Annotated in this window: 20 protein-coding genes; 13 read left to right on the top strand and 7 right to left on the bottom strand. The window is 64.8% G+C overall.

Annotation, left to right across the window (positions count from 1 at the left end):
• Positions 1-2: 2 nt before the first annotated feature.
• The 4 genes from AC1DJT_RS06175 to AC1DJT_RS06160 all read left to right on the top strand — a co-directional run bounded on the left by AC1DJT_RS06175 (position 3) and on the right by AC1DJT_RS06160 (position 3,526).
• Positions 3-914: an alpha/beta fold hydrolase gene (locus AC1DJT_RS06175; protein ID WP_476833726.1), complete on the top strand. Its 912-nt coding sequence runs from the start codon at positions 3-5 to the stop codon at positions 912-914.
• Positions 911-1,990 (top strand): tartrate dehydrogenase, encoded by a 1,080-nt coding sequence (locus AC1DJT_RS06170; RefSeq protein ID WP_476833725.1) that lies wholly within the window; start codon positions 911-913, stop codon positions 1,988-1,990. Before AC1DJT_RS06175 ends, AC1DJT_RS06170 begins: the two co-directional genes overlap by 4 nt.
• Positions 1,991-2,062: 72 nt before the next feature.
• On the top strand, positions 2,063-2,767 hold the full coding sequence (locus tag AC1DJT_RS06165; protein ID WP_441488973.1) for a TerC family protein: 705 nt from the start codon (positions 2,063-2,065) through the stop codon (positions 2,765-2,767).
• An 18-nt stretch (positions 2,768-2,785) separates the two neighbouring features.
• The gene (locus AC1DJT_RS06160) at positions 2,786-3,526 is read left to right on the top strand and encodes a TerC family protein (protein ID WP_441488974.1); all 741 of its coding nucleotides are present in this window, start codon (positions 2,786-2,788) and stop codon (positions 3,524-3,526) included.
• A gap of 8 nt (positions 3,527-3,534) precedes the next feature.
• Here the strand turns inward: AC1DJT_RS06160 and AC1DJT_RS06155 are convergent, their stop codons facing one another.
• Positions 3,535-4,143 carry a 4'-phosphopantetheinyl transferase family protein gene (locus AC1DJT_RS06155; protein WP_441506495.1) on the bottom strand — a complete coding sequence of 203 codons (609 nt, stop codon included), beginning with the start codon at positions 4,141-4,143 and terminating at the stop codon, positions 3,535-3,537.
• 131 nt (positions 4,144-4,274) lie between these two features.
• On the opposite strand from AC1DJT_RS06155, the gene AC1DJT_RS06150 reads away from it, so the two are divergent.
• The 4 genes from AC1DJT_RS06150 (at position 4,275) to AC1DJT_RS06135 (ending at position 7,288) form a co-directional block, all read left to right on the top strand.
• A complete protein-coding gene (locus AC1DJT_RS06150; RefSeq protein WP_441488976.1) occupies positions 4,275-5,006 on the top strand; it encodes an AzlC family ABC transporter permease in 732 nt (243 codons plus the stop codon).
• Positions 4,993-5,310 carry an AzlD family protein gene (locus AC1DJT_RS06145; RefSeq protein WP_476833724.1) on the top strand — a complete coding sequence of 106 codons (318 nt, stop codon included), beginning with the start codon at positions 4,993-4,995 and terminating at the stop codon, positions 5,308-5,310. Before AC1DJT_RS06150 ends, AC1DJT_RS06145 begins: the two co-directional genes overlap by 14 nt.
• 125 nt (positions 5,311-5,435) lie before the next feature.
• Positions 5,436-6,302, top strand: a complete 867-nt coding sequence (locus tag AC1DJT_RS06140) for a branched-chain amino acid aminotransferase (RefSeq protein ID WP_476833723.1) — start codon at positions 5,436-5,438, stop codon at positions 6,300-6,302.
• Between the two features lie 95 nt (positions 6,303-6,397).
• Complete coding sequence (locus AC1DJT_RS06135) at positions 6,398-7,288, top strand: NAD(P)H-dependent flavin oxidoreductase (protein WP_476833722.1); 891 nt, start codon at positions 6,398-6,400, stop codon at positions 7,286-7,288.
• Between the two features lie 12 nt (positions 7,289-7,300).
• Here the strand turns inward: AC1DJT_RS06135 and murJ are convergent, their stop codons facing one another.
• Positions 7,301-8,827, bottom strand: coding sequence for a murein biosynthesis integral membrane protein MurJ (gene murJ / locus AC1DJT_RS06130; protein WP_441489227.1), 1,527 nt, complete (start codon positions 8,825-8,827; stop codon positions 7,301-7,303).
• Between the two features lie 124 nt (positions 8,828-8,951).
• Positions 8,952-9,986, bottom strand: coding sequence for a glycosyltransferase family 2 protein (locus tag AC1DJT_RS06125; protein ID WP_476833721.1), 1,035 nt, complete (start codon positions 9,984-9,986; stop codon positions 8,952-8,954).
• A gap of 163 nt (positions 9,987-10,149) precedes the next feature.
• Between AC1DJT_RS06125 and AC1DJT_RS06120 the strand changes: the two genes are divergently transcribed.
• Both AC1DJT_RS06120 and AC1DJT_RS06115 read left to right on the top strand, forming a co-directional pair.
• Entirely contained in the window at positions 10,150-10,980 is an 831-nt protein-coding gene (locus AC1DJT_RS06120) for a ChbG/HpnK family deacetylase (protein WP_476833720.1), read from the top strand.
• Between the two features lie 170 nt (positions 10,981-11,150).
• The gene (locus AC1DJT_RS06115) at positions 11,151-12,812 is read left to right on the top strand and encodes a methyl-accepting chemotaxis protein (protein ID WP_476833719.1); all 1,662 of its coding nucleotides are present in this window, start codon (positions 11,151-11,153) and stop codon (positions 12,810-12,812) included.
• 72 nt (positions 12,813-12,884) lie between these two features.
• On the opposite strand, the gene AC1DJT_RS06110 is transcribed toward AC1DJT_RS06115, so the two are convergent.
• Positions 12,885-13,484 carry a superoxide dismutase gene (locus tag AC1DJT_RS06110; RefSeq protein ID WP_069877416.1) on the bottom strand — a complete coding sequence of 200 codons (600 nt, stop codon included), beginning with the start codon at positions 13,482-13,484 and terminating at the stop codon, positions 12,885-12,887.
• Between the two features lie 326 nt (positions 13,485-13,810).
• On the opposite strand from AC1DJT_RS06110, the gene AC1DJT_RS06105 reads away from it, so the two are divergent.
• Positions 13,811-15,205 (top strand): hypothetical protein, encoded by a 1,395-nt coding sequence (locus AC1DJT_RS06105; protein WP_441506498.1) that lies wholly within the window; start codon positions 13,811-13,813, stop codon positions 15,203-15,205.
• Here AC1DJT_RS06105 and AC1DJT_RS06100 read toward each other — a convergent pair whose 3' ends face one another.
• Positions 15,206-17,332: a S9 family peptidase gene (locus AC1DJT_RS06100; RefSeq protein ID WP_441506499.1), complete on the bottom strand. Its 2,127-nt coding sequence runs from the start codon at positions 17,330-17,332 to the stop codon at positions 15,206-15,208.
• Between the two features lie 471 nt (positions 17,333-17,803).
• Here AC1DJT_RS06100 and AC1DJT_RS06095 point away from each other — a divergent pair, with 471 nt between their 5' ends.
• On the top strand, positions 17,804-18,220 hold the full coding sequence (locus AC1DJT_RS06095) for a Ros/MucR family transcriptional regulator (protein WP_043233741.1): 417 nt from the start codon (positions 17,804-17,806) through the stop codon (positions 18,218-18,220).
• Between the two features lie 274 nt (positions 18,221-18,494).
• On the opposite strand, the gene AC1DJT_RS06090 is transcribed toward AC1DJT_RS06095, so the two are convergent.
• Together AC1DJT_RS06090 and AC1DJT_RS06085 are read right to left on the bottom strand one after the other, a co-directional pair.
• Positions 18,495-18,920 carry a SufE family protein gene (locus AC1DJT_RS06090; RefSeq protein WP_441506500.1) on the bottom strand — a complete coding sequence of 142 codons (426 nt, stop codon included), beginning with the start codon at positions 18,918-18,920 and terminating at the stop codon, positions 18,495-18,497.
• Between the two features lie 110 nt (positions 18,921-19,030).
• Entirely contained in the window at positions 19,031-19,306 is a 276-nt protein-coding gene (locus tag AC1DJT_RS06085; RefSeq protein ID WP_441488986.1) for a hypothetical protein, read from the bottom strand.
• A gap of 327 nt (positions 19,307-19,633) precedes the next feature.
• Here AC1DJT_RS06085 and AC1DJT_RS06080 point away from each other — a divergent pair, with 327 nt between their 5' ends.
• Entirely contained in the window at positions 19,634-21,457 is a 1,824-nt protein-coding gene (locus AC1DJT_RS06080) for a PAS domain-containing sensor histidine kinase (protein ID WP_476833718.1), read from the top strand.
• Position 21,458 lies beyond the last annotated feature (1 nt).

Genomic DNA, 21,458 nt, shown 5'->3' with positions numbered 1-21,458 from the left:
GTATGACCATCTCCGAATGTCCCGTTGCGGACAGCCTTTTCCCTGGCTTTCGCCTGCTCGACGTTCAGACGTCGGGTGCGCGAATTCGCGTGCGGACGGGCGGGGAGGGGCCAGCCTTGCTGCTGCTGCACGGTTATCCGCAGACGCATGCGCTTTGGCACAAGGTCGCGGACCGGCTGAAGCGGCGTTTTACCCTAGTGTGTGCAGATCTGCGTGGCTATGGCGACAGCGAGAAGCCTGTCTCCGATGCCGCTCATCTTGTCTATTCCAAGCGTGCGATGGCGCAGGACATGGTCGAGGTCATGGCTGCGCTTGGACATGATCGGTTTGCCGTTGGGGCGCATGATCGCGGCGCGCGCGTGGCCCATCGCTTGGCGCTCGACCACGCAGGCCGTGTGACGAGGCTCGCCACGCTCGACATCGCGCCCACGCGCGAGATGTATGCCAATACCACCGACGCCTTCGCGCGTGCCTATTGGCACTGGTTCTTCCTGATCCAGCCCGCGCCCTTTCCCGAGCGCATGATCGGTGCTGATTCCAAGGCCTATTGGCTGAAGAAATGCGGCTCGGGCTCCGCCGGTCTGACCCCTTTCGCGCCTGAGGCGCTTGAACACTACCTGCGCTGCTTCGCCGATCCGGCGACGATTCACGCGAGCTGCGAGGATTATCGCGCGGCTGCGACCATCGACCTCCGTCATGACGACGAGGATGGTGGCCGCAAGCTTGAGCAGCCCCTGCTGGCGCTTTGGGGCGAGCAGGGCGTGATCGGGCGCTGCTTCGATCCCCTAGCGCTCTGGCGCCAGCGTGCACAGAATGTCCAAGGCCGGCCCTTGCCCGGTGGCCATTATTTGGCGGAGGAGATCCCCGATCTCGTCGCCGCCGAATTCACGGCTTTCTTCGGAGAAGACACATGACCGGAACCAATCGCGTCTACMGCATCGCTGTGATCGCCGGCGACGGCATCGGCAAGGAGGTCATGCCCGAAGGTCTGCGGGTGCTCGAAGCGGCGTCGAAGAAGTTCGGCTTCGAGCTGCGCTGCGACAGCTTCGATTTCTCCTCCTGCGACTACTACGCAAAGCACGGCAAGATGCTGCCCGACGACTGGAAGGACCAGATCGGTGGGCATGACGCGATCTATTTCGGTGCTGTCGGCATGCCGGCGCAGGTGCCGGACCACATCTCGCTCTGGGGCTCGCTGCTGCTGTTCCGGCGTGAATTCGACCAGTATGTCAATCTCCGCCCCGTGCGGCTGATGCCCGGCGTGCCTGGCCCGCTGGCCAACCGCAAGCCGGGCGATATCGATTTCTTTGTCGTGCGCGAGAACACCGAGGGCGAGTACTCCTCTGTCGGTGGGCGCATGTATGCCGGCACCGAGCGCGAGATCGTGCTACAGGAGACGGTGATGAGCCGCGTCGGCGTCGACCGCGTGCTGAAATACGCCTTCGAGCTCGCCCAGCGCCGGCCGCGCAAGAAGCTGACTTCGGCCACCAAGTCGAACGGCATCTCGATCACCATGCCCTATTGGGACGAGCGGGTGAAGGAGATGGCCAAGAACTATCCGGATATCGCGGTCGATCAGTACCATATCGACATCCTCACCGCGCATTTCGTGCTGAATCCCGACCGTTTCGACGTCGTGGTCGCCTCCAACCTGTTCGGTGACATCCTGTCCGATCTCGGGCCGGCCTGCACCGGCACGATCGGCATCGCGCCGTCGGGGAACATCAACCCGACCCGTGAATTCCCTTCGCTGTTCGAACCCGTTCACGGCTCGGCGCCCGACATTGCCGGCCAGGGCATCGCGAATCCCGTCGGCCAGATCTGGTCAGGCGCGATGATGCTCGACCATCTCGGCGAGCGTGAGGCCGCAAAGGCCATCGAGGCCGCGATCGAGCGTGCCCTTGGAGACGCCCGGACCCGCACGCGCGATCTCGGCGGAACCTTGARCACCGAGGCTGCGGGCAGAGCAGTCGAGCAGGCACTGGGCTGAGCAAGAAGGGCGCGACTCCAGCCAGGGTATTGGCTAGAAAGCGATCATATTCCGCGAGAGGCTGCTTCATCCATGGATTTCACCGCTGCTTCGCTGGCCGATCCCCTCCTCTGGGGCAAGCTCTTCGAAATCATCGTGCTGAACATCGTGCTGTCGGGCGACAACGCGGTTGTGATCGCGCTCGCCTGTCGGGCGCTGGCACCGGCGCAACGCACCAAGGGCATTGCGCTTGGTGCCATTGTCGCCGTGCTGCTGCGGGTCGTGTTCACGGTCGTGGTGGCCTCGCTCCTGAGCGCGCCTTTCCTGCGCATCGCCGGGGCGGTGCTGCTGTTCTGGATCGCCGTGAAGCTGGTTCTGGAGGATGGCGAGGGTGACGACGACGCCATCGCCGCCAGCAGCAAGCTCTGGAAGGCCGTTCAGACGGTTGCGATCGCCGATATCGTCATGAGCCTCGACAATGTCCTGGCGATCGCTGCGGTCGCCAAGGACTCGATTCCGCTCCTGGTGGCGGGGCTGGTGATCTCTATCCCGTTGATCGTCGTCGGGGCCTCTCTCATCACCCGCCTGCTGGCCCAGTTCCCGCTCCTGGTTTGGGCGGGGGCGGGGCTGCTCGGCTGGGTCGCGGGCGAGATGCTCGATAGCGACCCCTGGTTCGCATCGCAATTTGGTGCAGCAGTGATGCACCAGCTTGAATATCCGGCGGCGATCCTTGGAGCGCTGCTGGTTCTCGGCCTTGGCTATTGGCTGAAATCACGCCGGCCCGACCCGGCAACTTGATAGAGGACTGACCGTAAAATGGATTTTTCGTCGAGCCAATTCTGGATCTCGCTGCTGCAGATCATCTGGATCGATCTGCTCTTGTCCGGCGACAACGCGGTGGTGATCGCGCTTGCCGTCCGCTCCCTTCCGGAGAATCAGCGCAAGGTCGGCATCTGGCTCGGCGCGGGTGCGGCGGTCGGCCTGCGTATCGCCTTCGCTCTGGTGGTCACCTATCTGCTGGCCGTGCCCTATCTGAAGGTCGTCGGCGGCCTCTTGCTGTTCTGGATCGCGGTCAAGCTCGCCAAGGGTGAAGAGGAAGCGCATACCGACATCAAGGCAGCGGACAATCTCTGGAAGGCCGTGCGCACCATCGCCATCGCCGATGCCGTGATGAGCCTCGACAACGTCATCGCGATCGCCGGCGCCGCCAAGGGCCACCCTGAGCTCTTCATCTTCGGCTTGCTGCTCTCGATCCCGCTGATCATCATGGGCGCGCAGCTCCTGACCTCGATCATCGAGCGTTTCCCGATCCTGATCTGGATTGGCGCTGCACTGCTCGGCTGGATCGCGGCAGAGATGATTCTGGGTGATATCGCCGTGCTGCAATGGCTGCAGGTGAACATGCCGACCTGGGTCAAGGCGGTCTCGACGGACGTCAACCCGCTCGGCGTCGGGCCTGCGAACCTGCCCCATTATGTCAGCGCGGCTCTCGGCGCGGCGCTTGTCTGCATCATCGGCTACGTCCTGAAGCGCAAGCCGGTGAACCAGCCCGGCTAAGCCGCCCTTCAGGCAAGTACGACAATCGCGGCGGCCAGGTCTTCCTGGTCGCCGTTTTTCATGAGGCGGGCCGCTCCGAGACCGATGGAGCGAACGCCCGCGTCCTCGACCGTGAAGAATCCTTCCGCCAGGAATCTCACGCAGAAGCGTTCGGGCGCGTGCGCAAAGCCCGTGCCCAGTGCCTTCACATAGGCCTCCTTCGCGCTCCAGAGTTGCGCGAAGGCGAGCGGTCTTTCAGCCGCAGGCAGGGCAAGCAGAATGTCCCTTTCGGTGGGGTGCAGAACGGCCAGCGGCGGCTCTGTTTGCTGTTCCACCCGCTCGACATCGACGCCGATCGGCCGCTCGGCAAGGCCCACGGCAACGATGCCTGAGCGCGTCGCGAGAGAAAGATGCAGGTCGCGGCCAGCGGGGCCGACGAGCAGCGGTCGGCCCCGCTCGTCATGGCCGATCTCACTGGTGGCGGCTGGCTGGCCGAGCTGGTGGTCCAGCACGAGCCCAGCCACGCTATGTCTGAGCCGCGCGCGCTCCATCAGATTGGCCGGTCGCTCGCTGGTCGGGATCAGCCAGACCGCGGGGAGTGTGGAGGCCTTTGTATCGATCGAGGTCAGCCAGAGCATGGCAGAATGCTAGCGGGCTCGGGGCGTTCCGTCGCCTCTGTTGATCCGCGTTGCGCCGCCCTGCATGGAATTCATGCAACGGCGCCGCCTGGACCCGTTGACGCGGGGCCTGCTTGGTCCATGGAAGAAGCATGACGTCGTCACCCGACCCACTCCCGAAGGAAGCGCGCGCGCCCGTGACCTGGCGCGGCATGATTCTGGGAGTCCGCAAGATTTCCGTGGTGCTCCCGGGCATCATCGTTTTCGCGGTTGCCTTCGGTGCAGCCGCCGCGGCGAAGGGCCTGAGCCTGCTGGAAACCGTGATGATGAGCGCGATTGTCTATGCCGGGGTCGCGCAGCTCGTGGCGATGGAACTCTGGCGGCCGGAATGGACCTGGGGGGCGATCGCCGGCCTTGCAGCCGTCACCGCGACGGTGAATGCGCGGATGGTGCTGCAAGGTGCGTCGCTTCAGCCCTGGTTCTCGCGTTTTCCGCGGGCCCTCAACGCCTTGCATCTGTTCTTCTTCACCGATGCGAACTGGCTGGTCGGAACGCGCTATCACGCCGAGGGTGGGCGCGATCTCGGCGTGCTGATCGGCGGCGGACTCCTGCTCTGGGTTGTCTGGGTTCTTGCCACCGTGCCGGGATATCTGCTCGGCTCGCTGGTGAGTGATCCGCGACGCTATGGCATCGATCTCGTGATGCCGATCTTCTTCGCAGCGATGATCGTGCCGCTCTGGCGTGGCCGGAAGGCGGCGCGGCCCTGGCTGGTTGCGGGCATCGTGGCGCTTGTCACGGCCAAGCTGGTCGATGGCTATGCCTTCATCATCGTCGGAGCGCTCTCTGGCGCGGTCGCTGGAGCTTTCCTCGATGACGCTGCCTGATCTCGCCGGCTGGGGAGCCTGGGCAGCGATCGCCGCCATGGCGATCGCCACCTATCTCTGTCGCATCTCGGGCGTGGTGTTGATGGGGTTCATCCCTCTCACGCCGCATGTCCGGCGCGGGCTGGCCGCATTGCCGGGCTCGATCGTCGTCGCAACCGTGCTGCCATTGGTCGAGCGTCTGGGGCYTGCTGCGGCGCTGGCGCTGCTGGCCGCTGTCGGCAGCATGGTACTGCGCCGAAGCGAGCTTCTGGCACTTGTCGTCGGCATGGCGGTGGTTTCGCTCGCCCGCGCCTTTGGCTTGTGATCCATCACCCGGCTGCATTGCTTCCATCACATGACGTCATTGCCGGAGGGCCTTCGGCATGTTGACGCGCGCGGCGGGGCGGCAGACGGTGTCGGTCAATAACACTGACAAAATCGAGGATGGTTATGGCTTGGTATTCGCAAACCTGGAGCTGGTTCGAAGGTGAATGGCATGAGGGAAATCCGGGCATCATGGGCCCGCGGACCCATGCCAGCTGGCTGGCTTCGACCGTCTTCGACGGGGCTCGCTATTTCGAGGACAAGGCGCCCGATCTCGACAAGCATGCGGCTCGCGTAAACCGCTCGGCCCATGCGCTCGGCCTGAAGGCGACGATGTCGGCTGAGGAGATCATCGCCAAGACCTATGAAGGCGCGAAGAAATTCGCCCCGGGCACGGCGCTTTATGTCAAGCCGATGTACTGGGGCGAGGCAGACGGTCTCTCGACCATCATGGCCGACCCTGAGTCGACCAAGTTCTGCCTCTGCCTCTTCGAGGCTCCGATGCCGGTGCCGTCGAACGGCTTCTCGGTGACGCAGGGCGCCTATCGCCGCCCGACGCTCGAGACCATGCCGACGGACTCGAAGGCCGGCTGCCTCTACCCCAACAATGCCCGTGTCCTGCGCGCCGCCAAGGCGGCCGGTTTCGACAACGCGCTGGTGCTCGACATGCTTGGCAATGTCGCGGAGACGGCGACGTCCAACATCTTCATGGCCAAGGACGGCGTGGTGAAGACCCCGGTCGCGAACGGCACCTTCCTGAACGGCATCACCCGCCAGCGCGTCATTTCGCTGCTGCGCCAGGACGGTATCACGGTCGAGGAGACCAGCCTGCGCTACAGCGATTTMGAGCAGGCCGACGAGATCTTCATCTCCGGCAACTACTCGAAGGTCATGCCGGTTTCCCGGATCGACAACACCGCGCTCCAGCCCGGCCCGCTGTTCCGCAAGGCGCGCGAACTCTACATGGACTTCGCGCACTCCAAGACCGCCTAGTCACTGTGGCGTGCCTCGCCACCCGGCTCACCGAGCGCTTCGGGATCGATCATCCGATCCTGTCCGCGCCGATGGCTCTGGCCGGGGGCGGGGCGTTGGCCGCCGCTGTAACGCGCGCCGGCGGGCTGGGCTTGATCGGCGGCGGTTACGGCGATGATGCCTGGCTGGACCAGCAATTCGCCGCAGCCGGCAATACCCGGACCGGCTGCGGCTTCATCACCTGGTCGCTTGCGAGGCAGCCGCATTTGCTTGGCAAGGTTCTCGAGCATCAGCCTGCGGCGCTGATGCTCTCCTTTGGCGATCCTGCACCCTTTGCGGGCGAGATCGCGGCGGCTGGCGTGCCGATGATCTGCCAGTGCCAGTCGATTGTTCATGTCCGGCAGGCGCTGCGGGCCGGCGCAGCCGTCATCGTCGCGCAGGGCGCCGAAGCCGGTGGTCACGGTCAAGCGCGCGGGACCCTGCCTTTCGTGCCGGAAGTGGCCGATCTGCTCGCACGCGAAAGCCCTGATACTTTGCTGCTGGCGGCGGGCGGCATCGCCGATGGCCGTGGACTCGCGGCGGCCCTGATGCTGGGGGCAGACGGCGTTCTGGTCGGTACGCGTTTCTGGGCGAGCCGTGAGGCCTTGGTTCACGCCAATCACCATGCGGTCGCCGTCGCCGCGACGGGGGACGAGACCGTGCGCTCGTCGCTCCCCGATATCGTCCGCCAGCTCGACTGGCCAAGACCGTTCGATATCCGGGTCAGCGCCAACGCCTTCATTGCGAAATGGGTTGGCCGGGACCATGAACTCAAGGACGTGATCGAAGCGGAGGCCCCGGCCTACAAGGCGGCTTTCATGGCCGGCGATCCGCAGGGCGCCGCAGTGATCTTCGGCGAGGCTGCCGGGTTGATTTCGGATATCCCGACGGCAGCCGAGATCGTCGAGCGCATGGTTGCGGAGGCCGCCGCGCGCATTCGCTCCGGAGCAGCCCGGCTCAGGGCCTGACGAATCTGCCGGTCAGCGCAGGAGCCGGAACAGGCCTGCCGCCTTCAACCCGCCAGCAACGATCACGAGATAGAGGCTCGCGGCCACCAGCCCGATCGCGGTGAGTGCCAGAAGGCGCGGCTCGACCGGGACATGCGCCAGTGCGGCCAGGACACCGGGCGCGAGCACACGGGCGACCAGCCCGGCAATCACACCACCTGCGAGGGTGATGACGATCAGCCCGGGAAGCTGCCGGTCCGGTTTCGTCCAGCCGCGGCGCAGCGCCAGGACGAACAAGGCACCGACATTGATCCAGGCTCCGGTTGCCGTCGCCAACGCAAGCCCGGGCGCGCCGAAATCGCGCCAGAGCAGCAGCTTGAGCGCGACATTGGCGGCGATGGCGGCAAGCGAAACCAGCATTGGCGTCGTGGTGTCGCCACGAGCCTGGAAGGCGGAGACCTGCGAGCGGATCAGCACGATGGCCGGGAGCCCGATTGCATAGGCAAACAGCACTGCGCCCGCCGCCTGGCTTGCTGCCGCATCGAAACGGCCGCGTTCGAACAGGGCCGAGACGATCAGCTCCGGGATGGCGAGGAAGGCTGCGGCGAAGGGGGCGGCCATGACCAGCGTCAGCGCCACGGCCCGGTTCTGCGCCTTGTCCGCGCCGTGGATATCGCCGGCCGCGATCAGGCGGCTCATGGTCGGCAACAGCACCGTACCCACCCCGATCGCGATCACGCCGATCGGCAGCTGGTAGAGCCGTTCGGCATAGTAGAGCGAGGCATAGGCGCCACGCGGCAGCAGGGAGGCGATGATCGTGTCGGCGAAGAGCGCGATCTGCACACCGGCGGAGCCGATGACGGCCGGGCCGAAAGCCTTGAGAAAGCTCTTCACATCGGCATCGACACGCGGGCGCGTCAGCGCCGTCGACACGCCGGCCTGCCGGGCCGCAAGCACCAGCAGCAGCCATTCGAGCAGGCCCGCGACGGCGACGCCCCAGGCGGCGGCATAGGCTGCGCTCGGAAACAGGAAGGCGATGAACAGTGCAGCGATCAGGCAGATGTTGAGCAGGACCGGCGCTGCCGCTGCGGCTGCGAAACGGTCGACGGCGTTCAGGTTCGCGGCGAGCAACGTCACCAGCGTGATGAAGAGCAGATAGGGGAAGGTGATCCTCGTCAGCGCGACCGCAAGCTCGAAGCGCTGAGGATCGTTGGCAAAGCCGGGCGCGAGCAGGCGCACGACCTCGGGCATCAGGGGCAGGGCGAGTGCGAGCAGAACGACCTGCACGATCAGGTTCAGCGTGAAGACGCGGTTGGCGAAGAGCGCCGCCGCGGCGTCTCCGGTCTGCTGCCTGATGCGCGCATAGGCCGGGATATAGGCCTGGTTGAAGGCGCCCTCGCCGAAGATCGCGCGGAAATGATTGGGCAGCCGCAACGCGACGGAAAAAGCATCCATCATCGCGCCGGCGCCGAGCACGGCGGCGAGAGCGATGTCGCGCAGGAAACCGCTCAGGCGGGAGAGCAGCGTGAAGCCGCCAACGGACAGGATCTTCCTGAACATCAGCGCATGAGGCCGGGATGTGGTTTCCGGCGTGCGGACGGCGTCATGCTCGAACTCCAGGCCTCGCTCTTGCCCCAAGGCGCGCTCGCCTGCGCCGGAACAAGCCGAATCGTCTGCACCATTCTTAGCGGATCAATGGCGGCAATGCGTCGCCGCGCGGATGATCGACGGCGCGCGCGTTGAAACCGACCCGCTCGCCGATCAGGTAGAGTGGCCGGCGCTTCACTTCCGCGAAGATGCGTCCGACATACTCGCCGATCAGCCCGAGCGAAATCAGCTGGATGCCCGAGAAGAACATGATCGACACGATCAGCGAAGGGAAGCCAGGCAGGTCGGTGCCGTAGAGCAGCGTCCGCAACAGGAAGAACAAGGCGCTGAAGGTCGAGATCAGGGCGATGATCACCCCCGTCCAGGTCGCTATCTTGAGCGGCACGGTCGAGAACGAGGACAACCCGTCGAAGGCGAAGCTGAACAACTTGCGGAAGCTGAACTTGGTGACGCCGTGCTGGCGCTCGGCGACTTCGAAGGTCACGCCGGTCGAGGGGAAGCCGACCCAGGCATAGAGACCCTTGGAAAACCGTGCCCGCTCCGGCAGGGCGCGCAATGCGTCCACAACACGGCGGTCAAGCAGGCGGAAATCGCCCGCGCCCTCCGGCAACTCCGTCTCGCCGAAACTGGCGAAGACCCGATAGAAAGCCTTGGCGAAGCCGCGTTTCAGCCGGCTCTCGCCCGAGCGGTCGGCGCGCTGGCCGTAGATGTTGAGATATCCTTCCCGCCACTTGGCGAKGAAGGTCAGGATGGTTTCCGGCGGATGCTGCAGATCGGCGTCCATGATCACCACCGCATCGCCCGAAGCATGGTCGAGCCCGGCGGCGATGGCGATCTCCTTGCCGAAATTGCGGCTGAACGACACGGCATTGATGCGCGGGTCGCTGGCGTTCAGCAGGCGCAGCACGGAGAGCGAGCCGTCGCGGCTGCCGTCATCGATGCAGATCATTTCCCAGGACGAAACCACGCCTGTCAGCACGGATTTCAGGCGCTCGACGAGAAGCGGCAGATTATCGGCCTCGTTGTGAACGGGGACGACGATGGAGAGCTCCGGCCGGGCAGGCGCGGGGCGCTGCACTGCGAGGCTGGGAGCGGGCGAAGTTTCCGACACGACTGACCTCTTGATCCGGCCAGGACGGGCCGGCCCCGCCTTCCGGCGAAGCCGGGCTCGACACGGGTGACGCGATGGGCACAGAACCGTAAAGCTGTTGTGCTCACAAGTCCTACGACGGGCCCCTTACACCATCGCGGATGAACCCTGGACAACGAAATCGATGACGATCCGTTTCGTTCTTTGTGCCGATGATTTTGCCATGACCGAAGGCGTCAGCCGTTCGATCCTGGAATTGCTTGCGCTTGGAAAGCTCTCGGCGACGGGCGCAATGACAAACCGGCCGCATTGGCAGCGCCTTGCCTCCGAACTGGGCAGCTTTTCCGGCAGGGCTGATCTCGGGCTGCATCTCAATCTGACCTGCGCTGCCCCGCTTGGGCCGATGCATCGGGTCGCGCMAGCGGGCATGTTCCCAAGGCTCGGCGATCTCGCGCGGGCGGCGGCGACCTCGGCCGCAGCCCGCGCCGAGATCGCGGGCGAGATCGGCCGTCAGCTCGAAGCCTTCGAGGACGCGCTGGGCCACGCACCGGATTTTGTCGACGGCCATCAGCACGTCCACGTGCTGCCGGGCGTCCGCGGAGCGGTGCTGCGGGCGATCCAGCGCCACTACCCGGAAGGGACGGTCTATCTGCGCGATCCGGCCGACTCGGCCCGGGCGATCCGCCAGCGCGGGGTGGCGGTAGGCAAGGCACTGGTGATCGCTGGTCTGGCCGTGGGCCTGCGCTCGCAGGCCTTGCGGCGCGGGATCCCGGTCAACCGGGGCTTCTCTGGCGTTTCGCCATTCGATTCCGAACGCGACTTCGGCGCGGATCTGCGCCATTTCCTGATCGCGCCCGGAGCGGCACATCTTGTGATGTGTCATCCCGGACATATCGATGACGAACTGGCGCGGCTCGATCCGGTGATCGCCACGCGCGCGCTCGAACACGCTGCCCTTGCCGCGTTCGTGCCTCCGCCGGGCTTCAGAATTGCGCGCTTCTCGGAGCTGTTTTGACCACAGGTCGGTGCCGGCTAAAAACTTTGCCGCGAAGCTAACCCTACGCAATCGAAAATTTACCGTGATCGCTCAGTTTGTAAGCACCGGTCCGTTCGGATCCTACCCTTGCAGCCTCCGGCGGAGATCTCGGCGCTATGGCATGGTTGAAGCGATCTGGGGCGATCGCGATGGTTGCATCGAAGCGCTCGGCTGGAACACGCGGTTCGCTCTCGCTCGGCAGCAGGATCGCTGGGGCGGCGATTGCCATCGTCGCGGCGGCCATCCTCATCCTCGTGATCGTGGCATCACGCTATAATCAGGCCCAGACCCGCGACGATCTCGAGCACAAGATCGCTGCGCTGACCAGCATGGTCACGAATGCCGCTCCGGCGCTAATTCTGTCCCGTGACACCACGACACTGGGATACATCCTCGAATCGCTGCGTCAGGACCCCGATTTCAATGCCGGCTTCGTCGCCGATGACATCGTTGCCCTGGCGAGCGCCGGCGAATCGACCGAGAGCAGGCTTTCGCTCACCCCACGCTCATTGGCGGCGGCACTTGGGCGCGAGCCCTGGGATGCCTTGAAGGAGCGCGATACTCTTCAGCTTGAGGATAATGTCTACCTCGTCCAGCTTCGTTCGGTGCGGATTGGGCCGAACCAGAAGCAGGTCGGCTATGTCGCCGTCCGGTTCGACAAGACGCGCCTCAATGCGCGGGCCTCCTTTGAGCAGTTCGTCACGATCGGCATCGGCGTTCTGATCCTGCTCATTCTCGGACCACTGCTCTGGGTTTCCCTGTCGCGCACGATGCGGCCGCTGAAGAGCATGACCCAGGCCATCGTCAGCATCTCCGACGGCAAGCTCGATACACCGATCGACGCGGCAGACCGGAGGGACGAGATCGGCGCGATCGCGCAGGCGCTCAGCGTGCTCAAGGTCCGGTTGGGAGAGCGTGCGGCCCTCCAGGAGGCCCAGCACGTCACCGAGGCCGAACGCCGCTACCAGCAGCGCCGCGTCGACGAATCGATTGCCCTGTTCCGGGGCGAGGTTAGTGCCGCGCTGGAGGCATTCAAGAACAACGCCGAACGGATGAGCGAAGCGTCGGATGGCCTGGCGCGTGTTGCGGCAGAGTCGTCGGGACGTGCGGCCCGCGCCGCCCAGAACTCGCACGGGGCCTCGGCCAATGTCGAGAACGCCGCACAGGCCGCCGAAGAGATGGGCGCGGCCATCCGCGAGGTCGAGTTTCAGATCCGGCATGTCCGCACCGAGATCGTCGAGGCAGCCTCAGCCTCGCGCGACACCGCGGGTTCGGTACAAGCGCTGGACGAAACGGCTCGCGCGATCGGCGAGGTGGTGAATCTGATCCGGGATATCGCCGCACAGACGAATCTGCTGGCGCTCAACGCGACGATCGAGGCTGCGCGCGCCGGCGACGCTGGGCGTGGCTTCGCGGTCGTTGCGTCGGAGGTGAAGAGTCTTGCGGCGCAGACGGCGGATGCAACAGATCGGATCGTGACACAGGTTGGCGCCATCCAGGGGGCGACCGGTGAGGTCGTCGGCGCCATTTTGAACATCGCCAACCGAATGGGCGCGATCGAGAACTTCACGAACGCGGTCGCAACGTCGATCGAGCAGCAGGCGATCGCGACCGGCGAGATTGCCAGCGGCGTTGCGATGGCAAGCTCTTCAGCGCTGTCGGTGTCGAGCGATCTCAGCGTGCTCGCGGACAGCGTCGAGGAGACCGGACAATCTGCGGGGCAGGTTCGGGATGCCGCTGGCGAGGTTGCGGCCCAGGCATTGCGACTGCGCGCGACGGTCGACCAATTCCTGCACAGCGTGGCGGCCTGACCGTCACCCTACCAAGAATGCAAAACGGGGCCCGAAAGGGCCCCGTCGCATAGGGTCACGACTGCGCTGCCGTCAGGCCTTGGCGCCGTCGTAGAGTTCAGCAACGTAGTCCCAGTTCACCAGGCTCTCGAGGAAGGCCTTGAGGTAGTCGGGACGGCGGTTGCGATAGTCGATGTAGTAGGAGTGCTCCCAGACATCGACGCCGAGGATCGGCGTGCCGCCGTGAACCAGCGGGCTCTCGCCATTCGGGGTCTTGCTGATCGCGAGCTTGCCGCCCTTGACCTCGAGCCAGGCCCAGCCGGAGCCGAACTGGCCAACGCCAGCCGCAACGAAGTCTTCCTTGAACTTGTCGACGGAGCCGAACGAATCGACGACGGCTTTCTCCAGCGCGCCCGGCAGCTTGCCGCCGCCATTGGGCTTCATCCACTTCCAGAAATGGAGGTGGTTGTAGTGCTGGCCGGCATTGTTGAAGACAGCCGGGTTCTTGCCGTAGGAGCCCTTGACTATCTCTTCGAGCGATTTGCCCTCGAATTCGGTGCCCTTGATCGCGTTGTTGCCGTTGGTGACATAGGCTTGGTGGTGCTTGTCGTGGTGATATTCCAGCGTCTCCCGCGACATGAACGGCTGGAGCGCGTCATGGGCGTAGGGCAGATCGGGAAGGGTAAAGGTCATTTGGCCTCTCCTTAGGCTGTCAAATCACACTGCTGAGAATGGCTTCGTCATGAACGGCTTGGGACTTGCCAGCCCGGCGGATCAGCCGCCATTCCACGCGATAGTTAAGCCTCCCGCTTCCGGCCGGCAACCGGCTTGGCGCGCCGTGGGCCATGATATTGCGTCGGAGCAAACGGCCCGAAACATGCGGGACGGGGCACAATGAACAGGCCATTTGCAGGCATAGTTCAGTGCGAATTGTGAAACAGTCTCTTATTCAATAAGTTAGAAGATGATCGGAGAGGCGATGAAGCCGCCTGCCTCCGGTGGATACTGAGGGTACTGCGTTGATAACGATCTTCGTTCTGTTGGGCCTGGGGTTCTTTGCCGGTGGCATCGCTGCCATCGTTAATGGCTGGCCCTACCTCGTGCTCGAGCGGGGCTTCACCCTGGTCATAGCCGGCAGCGTGGCTGTCGCTGCTGGGATCATCCTGCTTGCCCTGTCGTGGGTCCTGGTGGAACTGCGCCGCGTCAGGGTGGCGATTGCCGGTGCGCTGACGGTGGCCTCAGCCGGGCCTTCCGCCGCTGACGCGGCGCGGGCATCGGTGGAGATGGATGACGATGTACGGACGATCCCGGGCGAAGCCCGGTCGACGCTTCCGGGCCTTGGCACCGTGGCAGCAGGGGCCGGGCTTGTCGCCGCCGGCGGGGCCCTGGCAGCTTCAATGCGCGGTGGCGCTGAGGATGCTCCCGCTGCCGCCCAGGACTTGCCTGAGCCTGTGATCAGCGATCTGTTCGATGAGATCACGCACCCCTCGGAGCTGCCCGCTGACCGGCGTGAGGAGGCCATTGACGCGGTCGAGGAGCCCGAAAAGGGCAGGGCGGATGCCCCCACGGCCGAACTGCATGAGCCGCATGAAACGGAAGCGGTGCTGCCCGAGCTTGCGCCGGACGTTGTCACCCCGTCGATTGCCGCTTCCTTCGTGACGCAGCATGAGGACGAAGCCGCCGGAGAGGTCGAGGACGCCGACACGGGCGCTGTGGCGGGTGACGAAGACCTGCGTTCGCCTCAAGCGCCAGCCTGGTGGCCGCAGGTCGAGAGGCCGCGCCCGGAGGAGGCCAAGCCCCCCGTGGAAGCCGATGATTTCGGCGCCTTGCGCCAGCATCTCTCGTTCGGTCCGCAGCGCCCGGAACCCGATTTCGAGCCCGAACCGGAGCCCGATCTGCCGGCGGGAGAAACATCGTTCGATCAGCGCGATCGCGAGATCGACGAGGCCGCCGCCTGGATGGCACCGGCCTTCGGCCGGCGTGAGCCKACTTTTGGCGAGCCCGAGCAAGTGGCGGATGAGCCTACGATACCGCGCTGGCCGCCGCTGACCAGCGGAGCGCCACGGCTGGAGCCGGATGTCGAGAGTGCGGATGCGCCGGAGGTCCAACCGGACACGACTGAGGCGGAATCTCGGATCGAGCCGGTCTTCGAGGAGACCGAGGCTGAGGGCGAGCCGCTGGATGAAGCCGAGGAGGCAATCTCCGGCGAAGAGACGGAAACGGTTCCCGAGCCGCCCGGCCCGGCGACCTCCGACGAGGGCGTCGTCGGAGCTTATCAGGTCGGCGACACGCATTTCACGATGTATGCTGATGGTTCCATCCAGGCTCGTACGCCCGATGGCGAGTACAAGTTCGCCTCGATGGACGAGCTCAAGACCTATCTCGCCAGCGAGAAGAGCAGGCTTGGCGGCTGATCAGCTCTTGGCGGCCGCTTGCTCCGGCCATCCCTCGCGGATCGTGTGGATGGCGAAGGCATAGGCCAGCGCCACCTCCTTCAGCGAGTCGAAGCGCCCGGCCGAGCCGCCATGGCCGGCCTCCATATTGGTGTGCAGCAGGACCGGCCCGCCGCCGGTCATGGTCGCGCGCAGTTGCGCGACCCATTTTGCCGGTTCCCAATAGGTCACACGAGGGTCGGTGAGCCCGCCCATCGCGAGCAGCGGCGGGTAAGCCTGCGCCTGGACGTTGTCATAGGGCGAATAGCTCTTGATCATGTGGAAGGCTTCGACGTCCCGGATCGGGTTCCCCCATTCCGGCCATTCCGGCGGGGTGAGCGGCAGCGTGTCGTCAAGGATCGTGTTGAGCACATCGACGAAGGGGACCTCGGCGATGATGCCGGCGAACAGCTCCGGGGCCATGTTTGCGATTGCGCCCATCAGCATGCCGCCGGCGCTGCCACCCTGCGCGACGATGCGGCCGCGTGCAGTAAAGCCGGTATCGGCCAGCATCTCGGCCGCCGCGATGAAGTCCGTGAAGGTGTTGGTCTTCTTCTCGCGCTTGCCGTCGAGATACCAGCGCCAGCCCTTGTCGGTGCCGCCGCGGATATGGGCAATGGCATAGACGAAGCCGCGATCGACCAAGCTGAGCGGATTGGTCCGGAACGAGGCCGACATGGCCGCGCCGTAGGAGCCGTAGCCATAGAGCAGACAGGGCGCTGAACCATCGAGGGCAAGGTCGGCCCGGTGCAGAAGCGAGACAGGGACCCTGGCTCCGTCCTTCGCCGTCGCGAAGACGCGTCGCACCCGATAGGCCGCCGGATCGTGGCCGGACGGAACCTCCTGGCGCTTCAGCAGCGTCCGCTCTCCCGTCGCCATGTTGTAGTCGTAGGTTTCGGCCGGGCGCGCCATCGAGGCATAGAGGAAGCGCAGCGTGTCGGTTTCGAATTCGTAGCCGGCATCGAGGCCGAGACCATAGGCCTCCTCGTCGAAGGAGATGCTGCTCTCGGCGCCGCTGGCGAGGTCGCGGATGACGATGCGCGGCAGGCCATCCTCGCGTTCGAGCCGGATGAGCCGATCCTTCAGGCAGAGATGGCTGAGGATCAGGCGGCCTGATCGGTGCGGTATCAGGTCCTGCCAATTCTCCGGCGATGGGGATGCGAGCGGGGCCGAGACGATCTTGAAGTCCTCGGCATCGGCATTGGTCAGGATCAGGAAGTCGTCGCCGTGATGCTCGACGCTGTACTGGCGGCCCGTCTCGCGCGGCGCGATCAGGACCGGCTCAGCCTGCGGTGCGGCAAGATCGACGAAGCGGGTCTCCGAGGTTTCATGATCGCTGATCGAGATCAGCAGGAAGCGGCCGGACTGGGTCTCGTCGATATCGACGAACATGCCTGCATCCTGCTCGTCATGCAGGAGTTCGTCCTCGTCCATCCCGGTGCCAAGTCGATGGCGGAAGACCTGCGACGGGCGGTGATCGGCGTCGAGACGGACATAGGCGAAGGAGCGTGAATCGGGCGCCCAGACGATGTCGCCGGTGGTGTCGGTGATCCGGTCGTCCAGATCCGCTCCGGTGGCAAGGTCGCGGACCTTGATGTCGTGGAGCTCCGAGCCCGCCTCGTCCGCACTCCAGGCAAGCAAGCTGTGATCGGGGCTGTGGGCCGCGTCGCCGAGCTCGAAGAAGTCCTTGCCCTTTGCCAGGGCGTCGGCATCGAGCAGGAGCTGCTCGCGGGCTTCGCCCTTTTCGGGCCTGATGCGCGGCTTGCGGCAGATCAGAGGATGTTCGCCGCCGCGCCGATAGCGCGAATAATAGAGGAAGGCGCCGTCCGGCTGTGGGACGGCTGCATCGTCTTCCTTGATCCGGCCGCGCATTTCCTTGACCAGATCGCGCTGCAGAGCACGCGTCGGTGCCATCAATGCTGCGCAATAGGTGTTCTCAGCTTCAAGATAGGCGCGAATATCTGCAGGCAGTTTGCCGGGGTCCCGGAGAACATCCTTCCAGTTCTCGGCCCTGAGCCAGCCATAGGCGTCGCTCAGCGCAACTCCGTGAACGGTACGGGTCTCCGGCCGCTTCTCGGCACGGGGAGGCAAGGGGAGGCGTTTGGTCACGGCAGGGCTCGCACTGTCTTAAGATGGCGTTAAGGATTGAGGGCGATGTGGGTATCGTTGCGTAGTCAACGTCGTTTGTTGCGATGTTCACGAAGGTTCGGAGTTCAAATCCGGGTAGGCATAGGACACTTGGGTACTTCGCGCGCGCAATGAACAGGTAAGGCCGGTGTGTGGCGCGAGCAAGACAACCAGACCGAGYATGATCATGGCCGCGACACAATACGGACGCTATGAACAATGTTCGTGGGTGCAGTAAGTCGGGCGTTTGAATGTATTCATGCGATCGATTATTGTCTTGCGAGAGTGTTTTCTATGCATTAAACCGTTTCCTCGTCGTCTCGCTTTTTGTGATTCTGGCTTGGGCAGCTCTTGACCAGCTGCTGGGCTGGAAGAACGAAGGCTTCAGTCGCGGGACGTTCAGGCCGATCCGACGATTTTTTTGTCCAAGAACACATAAGGAGTATTTTCGCCATGACCGACAACGACGGCTCGGATTTCATCGAGCTGACCGCGGACATCGTGTCCGCTTATGTGTCGAACAATTCTGTTCCTACGTCCGAACTGCCCGCTTTGATCAGCGATGTGCATGCCGCCCTGAGCCGCGTTGTTGGTGGTGTTGCGCCGGTTGTGCCTGCCGAGGCGCCCAAGCCGGCCATTCCGGTCAAGAAATCCATCACGGCCGACTATCTGATCTGCCTTGAGGACGGGAAGAAGTTCAAGTCGCTGAAGCGTCATCTTCGTACGCAGTACAATATGTCGCCCGAGCAGTATCGCGAAAAGTGGGGTCTGCCGCCCGACTACCCGATGGTGGCTCCCAACTACGCCGAGGCGCGCTCGCAGCTGGCGAAGAAAATGGGCTTGGGTCAGCAGCGCCGCAAGCGCCGCTGATTGCTTGTCGCGGAGGACGGCGCTGCCAATGTGGGCAGCGCTTGCGACCAAACAGTTCGTCTGGCCGCCGRGTTCCCGGCGGCCTTTTTCATGGCGCTGCCGCTTGCCGGCGTGCTCGGCGGGGATCGCGTCGTGCCTCGGCTCATCGGTCCCAGCCGTCGCCTGGGGGCGCCGACATCCCCCAGCGAAGCAAATGAGGAAGCGGCAGGAGGCGAGGCTTAACCGGCCGCGCGACAGCTTTCACTGCGCCCGCCGCATTCGGTCTTGAGCAGTCTTAGGCGACCGCCCTGCGGGCATCCGTCTTGATGCGTTCGATCATCGCGCGCACGCCGTTMGAGCGTTGCGGCGTCAGATGGGCTGCGAGCCCGAGGGATTGGTAGATCGTGAATGCGTCCGTCGCGAGGATCTCCTGGGCGGTGCGGCCCGAATAGATCGCGAGTGCCAGCGCAACGAGGCCACGTACGATATGGGCATCGCTGTCCCCCAGGAAATGCAGGCGCGTCCCTGCGCCGGGGCCGCCTTCCCTGCGTGCCGCCAGCCAGACCTGACTGGCGCAGCCGCGGACCTTGTTGTCGTCGTTATGCGCTTCTTCCGGCAGCGGGGCGAGGCTGCGGCCGAGCTCGATGAGATACCGGTAGCGGTCGTCCCACTCTTCGAGCAGCTCGAAATTGGCGATGATCTCGTCGAGGCTTGCGCTCATGTCCTGTCCGCTCGKAGCCGCGCCATGGGCGGGGCGGCAACGGCGAGCGTCTTCGGCCGACCGGCGCCCCCCGTCAAGCGCTCGCCCTTCAAGATATAGGTGCGAGTCTGCTAGCGGGTAGTGGCCAGAGGTTTCTGGTTTGCTGCACTGAGCGTGAGCGCCAGGAAGCGGGAGCGCGTTTCCGGATCGAGACCAGCCAGGATCTCTGCGGCCTCACGGGCGGCCATGGCGCCATTCGCCACTGTCCTGACATCGACCTGGCTCGCAGCCTTCGCCACGTTGCGCAGGGTATCAGCCGCGCCGCCATCTTCGGCTTTGCCGCCATGGACGGGTGAGTTGAGGGCGATGACCCCGATCACCGCCAGGCTGCGCAGAAGATAGGCCATCGCTCGTTTCCCCGGTTGCCGGCAATGCCGGCTCGCCCCTGATCCCGAAGACATCCTAGATCCGGATCTCAAAAGATCGCGTCATTTGTAAGCAATGCATTTGAATCGAAGGCGCAGCTCTATCTTCAGCTTCCGTTCACCCTGCTGCGAACATCGAAATGGATGAAATTCGTCGGCCGAACTGCTCTAACTATCTGTACAATTTGTCGAATTTCTCTCCGCGGAACAGGTTCGGCGCGTTCGGTCGGCAATCGCCTTAAACCCCGCTTAAACCCGGCTCGGCAAGGATCGGGATGTTACAGGCAAGTCGGCCTGCCGAGGTGAGCGTTGCGTTTTCCCATCACGATGACGGCGATCAGGACACAGGTAGCGGCGATGGTTCATCCATCGGTGCTGCCGAATTCCGTTGAGCGCATCCGCCACGAGCGCTTCATGCTGACGCGGCTGACGCTCGGCGCGGTGGCCCTGAGCCTGGCTCCGGCCTATCTCGCCTGGCGGGGTACGATGGGCGCGCTTGAACTGCTTGTGTTGATTGCGGTGACGCTTCCGTTGCTGGCTGTCTTCATTCTCTCGCGCAGCGGGCGGCTCGAACTCGCCCATTGCATTTCGGCCGCAGCGCTGGCGCTCCTGATCGTCGCGCTTTCCGGCATGACCGGCGGGATCGCGTCGCCACTCCTGCTGTGGCTCGCCGCCATTCCGGCGGAGGCCATGTTCTTCGGCTCGCGGGCTTATGTTGCCCGCGCCGGCGCCATCGCTGCCGGCGCCCTGGCTTCGGTCGCAATCGTGCATGCATTCGGCCTGTCCGCGGAGTCGGCTCCCTGGGTCTCCGCTGCCATGCCGCTATTGGCTGCTGCCGCAATCCTGCATGTCTCGGTGGTTGCCTTCGGCTTCCTGTGGCGGCGTGACGACGAGATGCGCGAACATCGCGCCTCCGGCGTGCGTGCGCAGCTCCTGCTCGACCATGTTGGAGACCTCGTGACCTGGCATGATGCGACCGGCGCCGTTGTCTTCGCCAATGCGGCTTCGGCCTCCTTGACGGGCGCAGAGCCGCGCGAGCTGATCGGGCGAGGGCTGCTCGAGCGTGTCCATGTCGCCGACCGCCCCCTTTTCCTCAAGGCGCTCAGCGATGCCGCGCACGGTGACGGGACAGCGAGCGCCTGCTTCCGCACGCTGTTCGTGCCGCGCCAGGACGAGCCGGGAACGCCGTCCTCTCCGGTGGCCCTCTGGCTCGAGATGCAGGCGCATCGCGTCGCGAATGCCGGGCCGCGGGACGGGGCTGCGGTCGTTTGCGTCATGCGCGACGTCACCGCGCGTCGTGCGCTCGACGAAGAGCGGGCGCGCGGCCATGCCGRGGCCGTCCGTGCGAGCGACKAGAAGGGACAGTTTCTCGCCACGGTGAGCCATGAGCTGCGCACACCGCTGAACGCGATCATCGGCTTCTCGGAAATGCTGGGAACCGACAGTTACGGCCTGCTCGATGCTGGCAAGCGCCTCGAATACGCCAATATCATTCATGCTTCCGGCCATCACCTGCTCGATGTCGTCAATACCTTGCTCGATGTCTCCAAGATCGAGAGCGGAGTCATGGCGATCGAGCAGGAGCCGCTCGATCTTGCGGAACTTGCCCAGGACGGCTGCAGGCTGATGGCGCTACGTGCCGAAGCGGAGAAGGTTGCCCTGGAACGCGTCATCGGCCCGGATCTGCCGTTGCTGCGTGGCGACCGTCGTGCGCTGAAGCAGGTCCTGCTGAATCTGCTTTCGAACGCGATCAAGTTCACGCCGGCTGGCGGCCGGGTCACGCTGGCCGTGGTGCGTGACGGCGATATGCTCGATCTTTCGGTGTCCGATACCGGCATCGGCATTGCGGCCGCGGATCTGCCACGGTTGGGCGACCCCTTCTTCCAGGCCAAGGGCTCCTATGACCGCGCCTATGAGGGCACCGGTCTCGGCCTGTCGGTGGTGCGTGGCCTCGTCGGCCTGCATGGTGGCCGCCTGACGGTGGAGAGCGCTMCAGGTGTCGGCACGCGCGTCTCGGTGAGGTTACCGGTTGGCGGCGTCGCCCAGGCCTCCGAGCCCGCAAAGATCGTTACCTTCGCCCGAGCGCCGCGCCGCGGCTTCGAAACCAAAGAACCCTATCGTCTGACTGCCTGAT

Source organism: Allobosea sp. 05T422_2, assembly GCF_056396265.1.
This window is presented reverse-complemented; position numbering and strand designations above follow the sequence as displayed.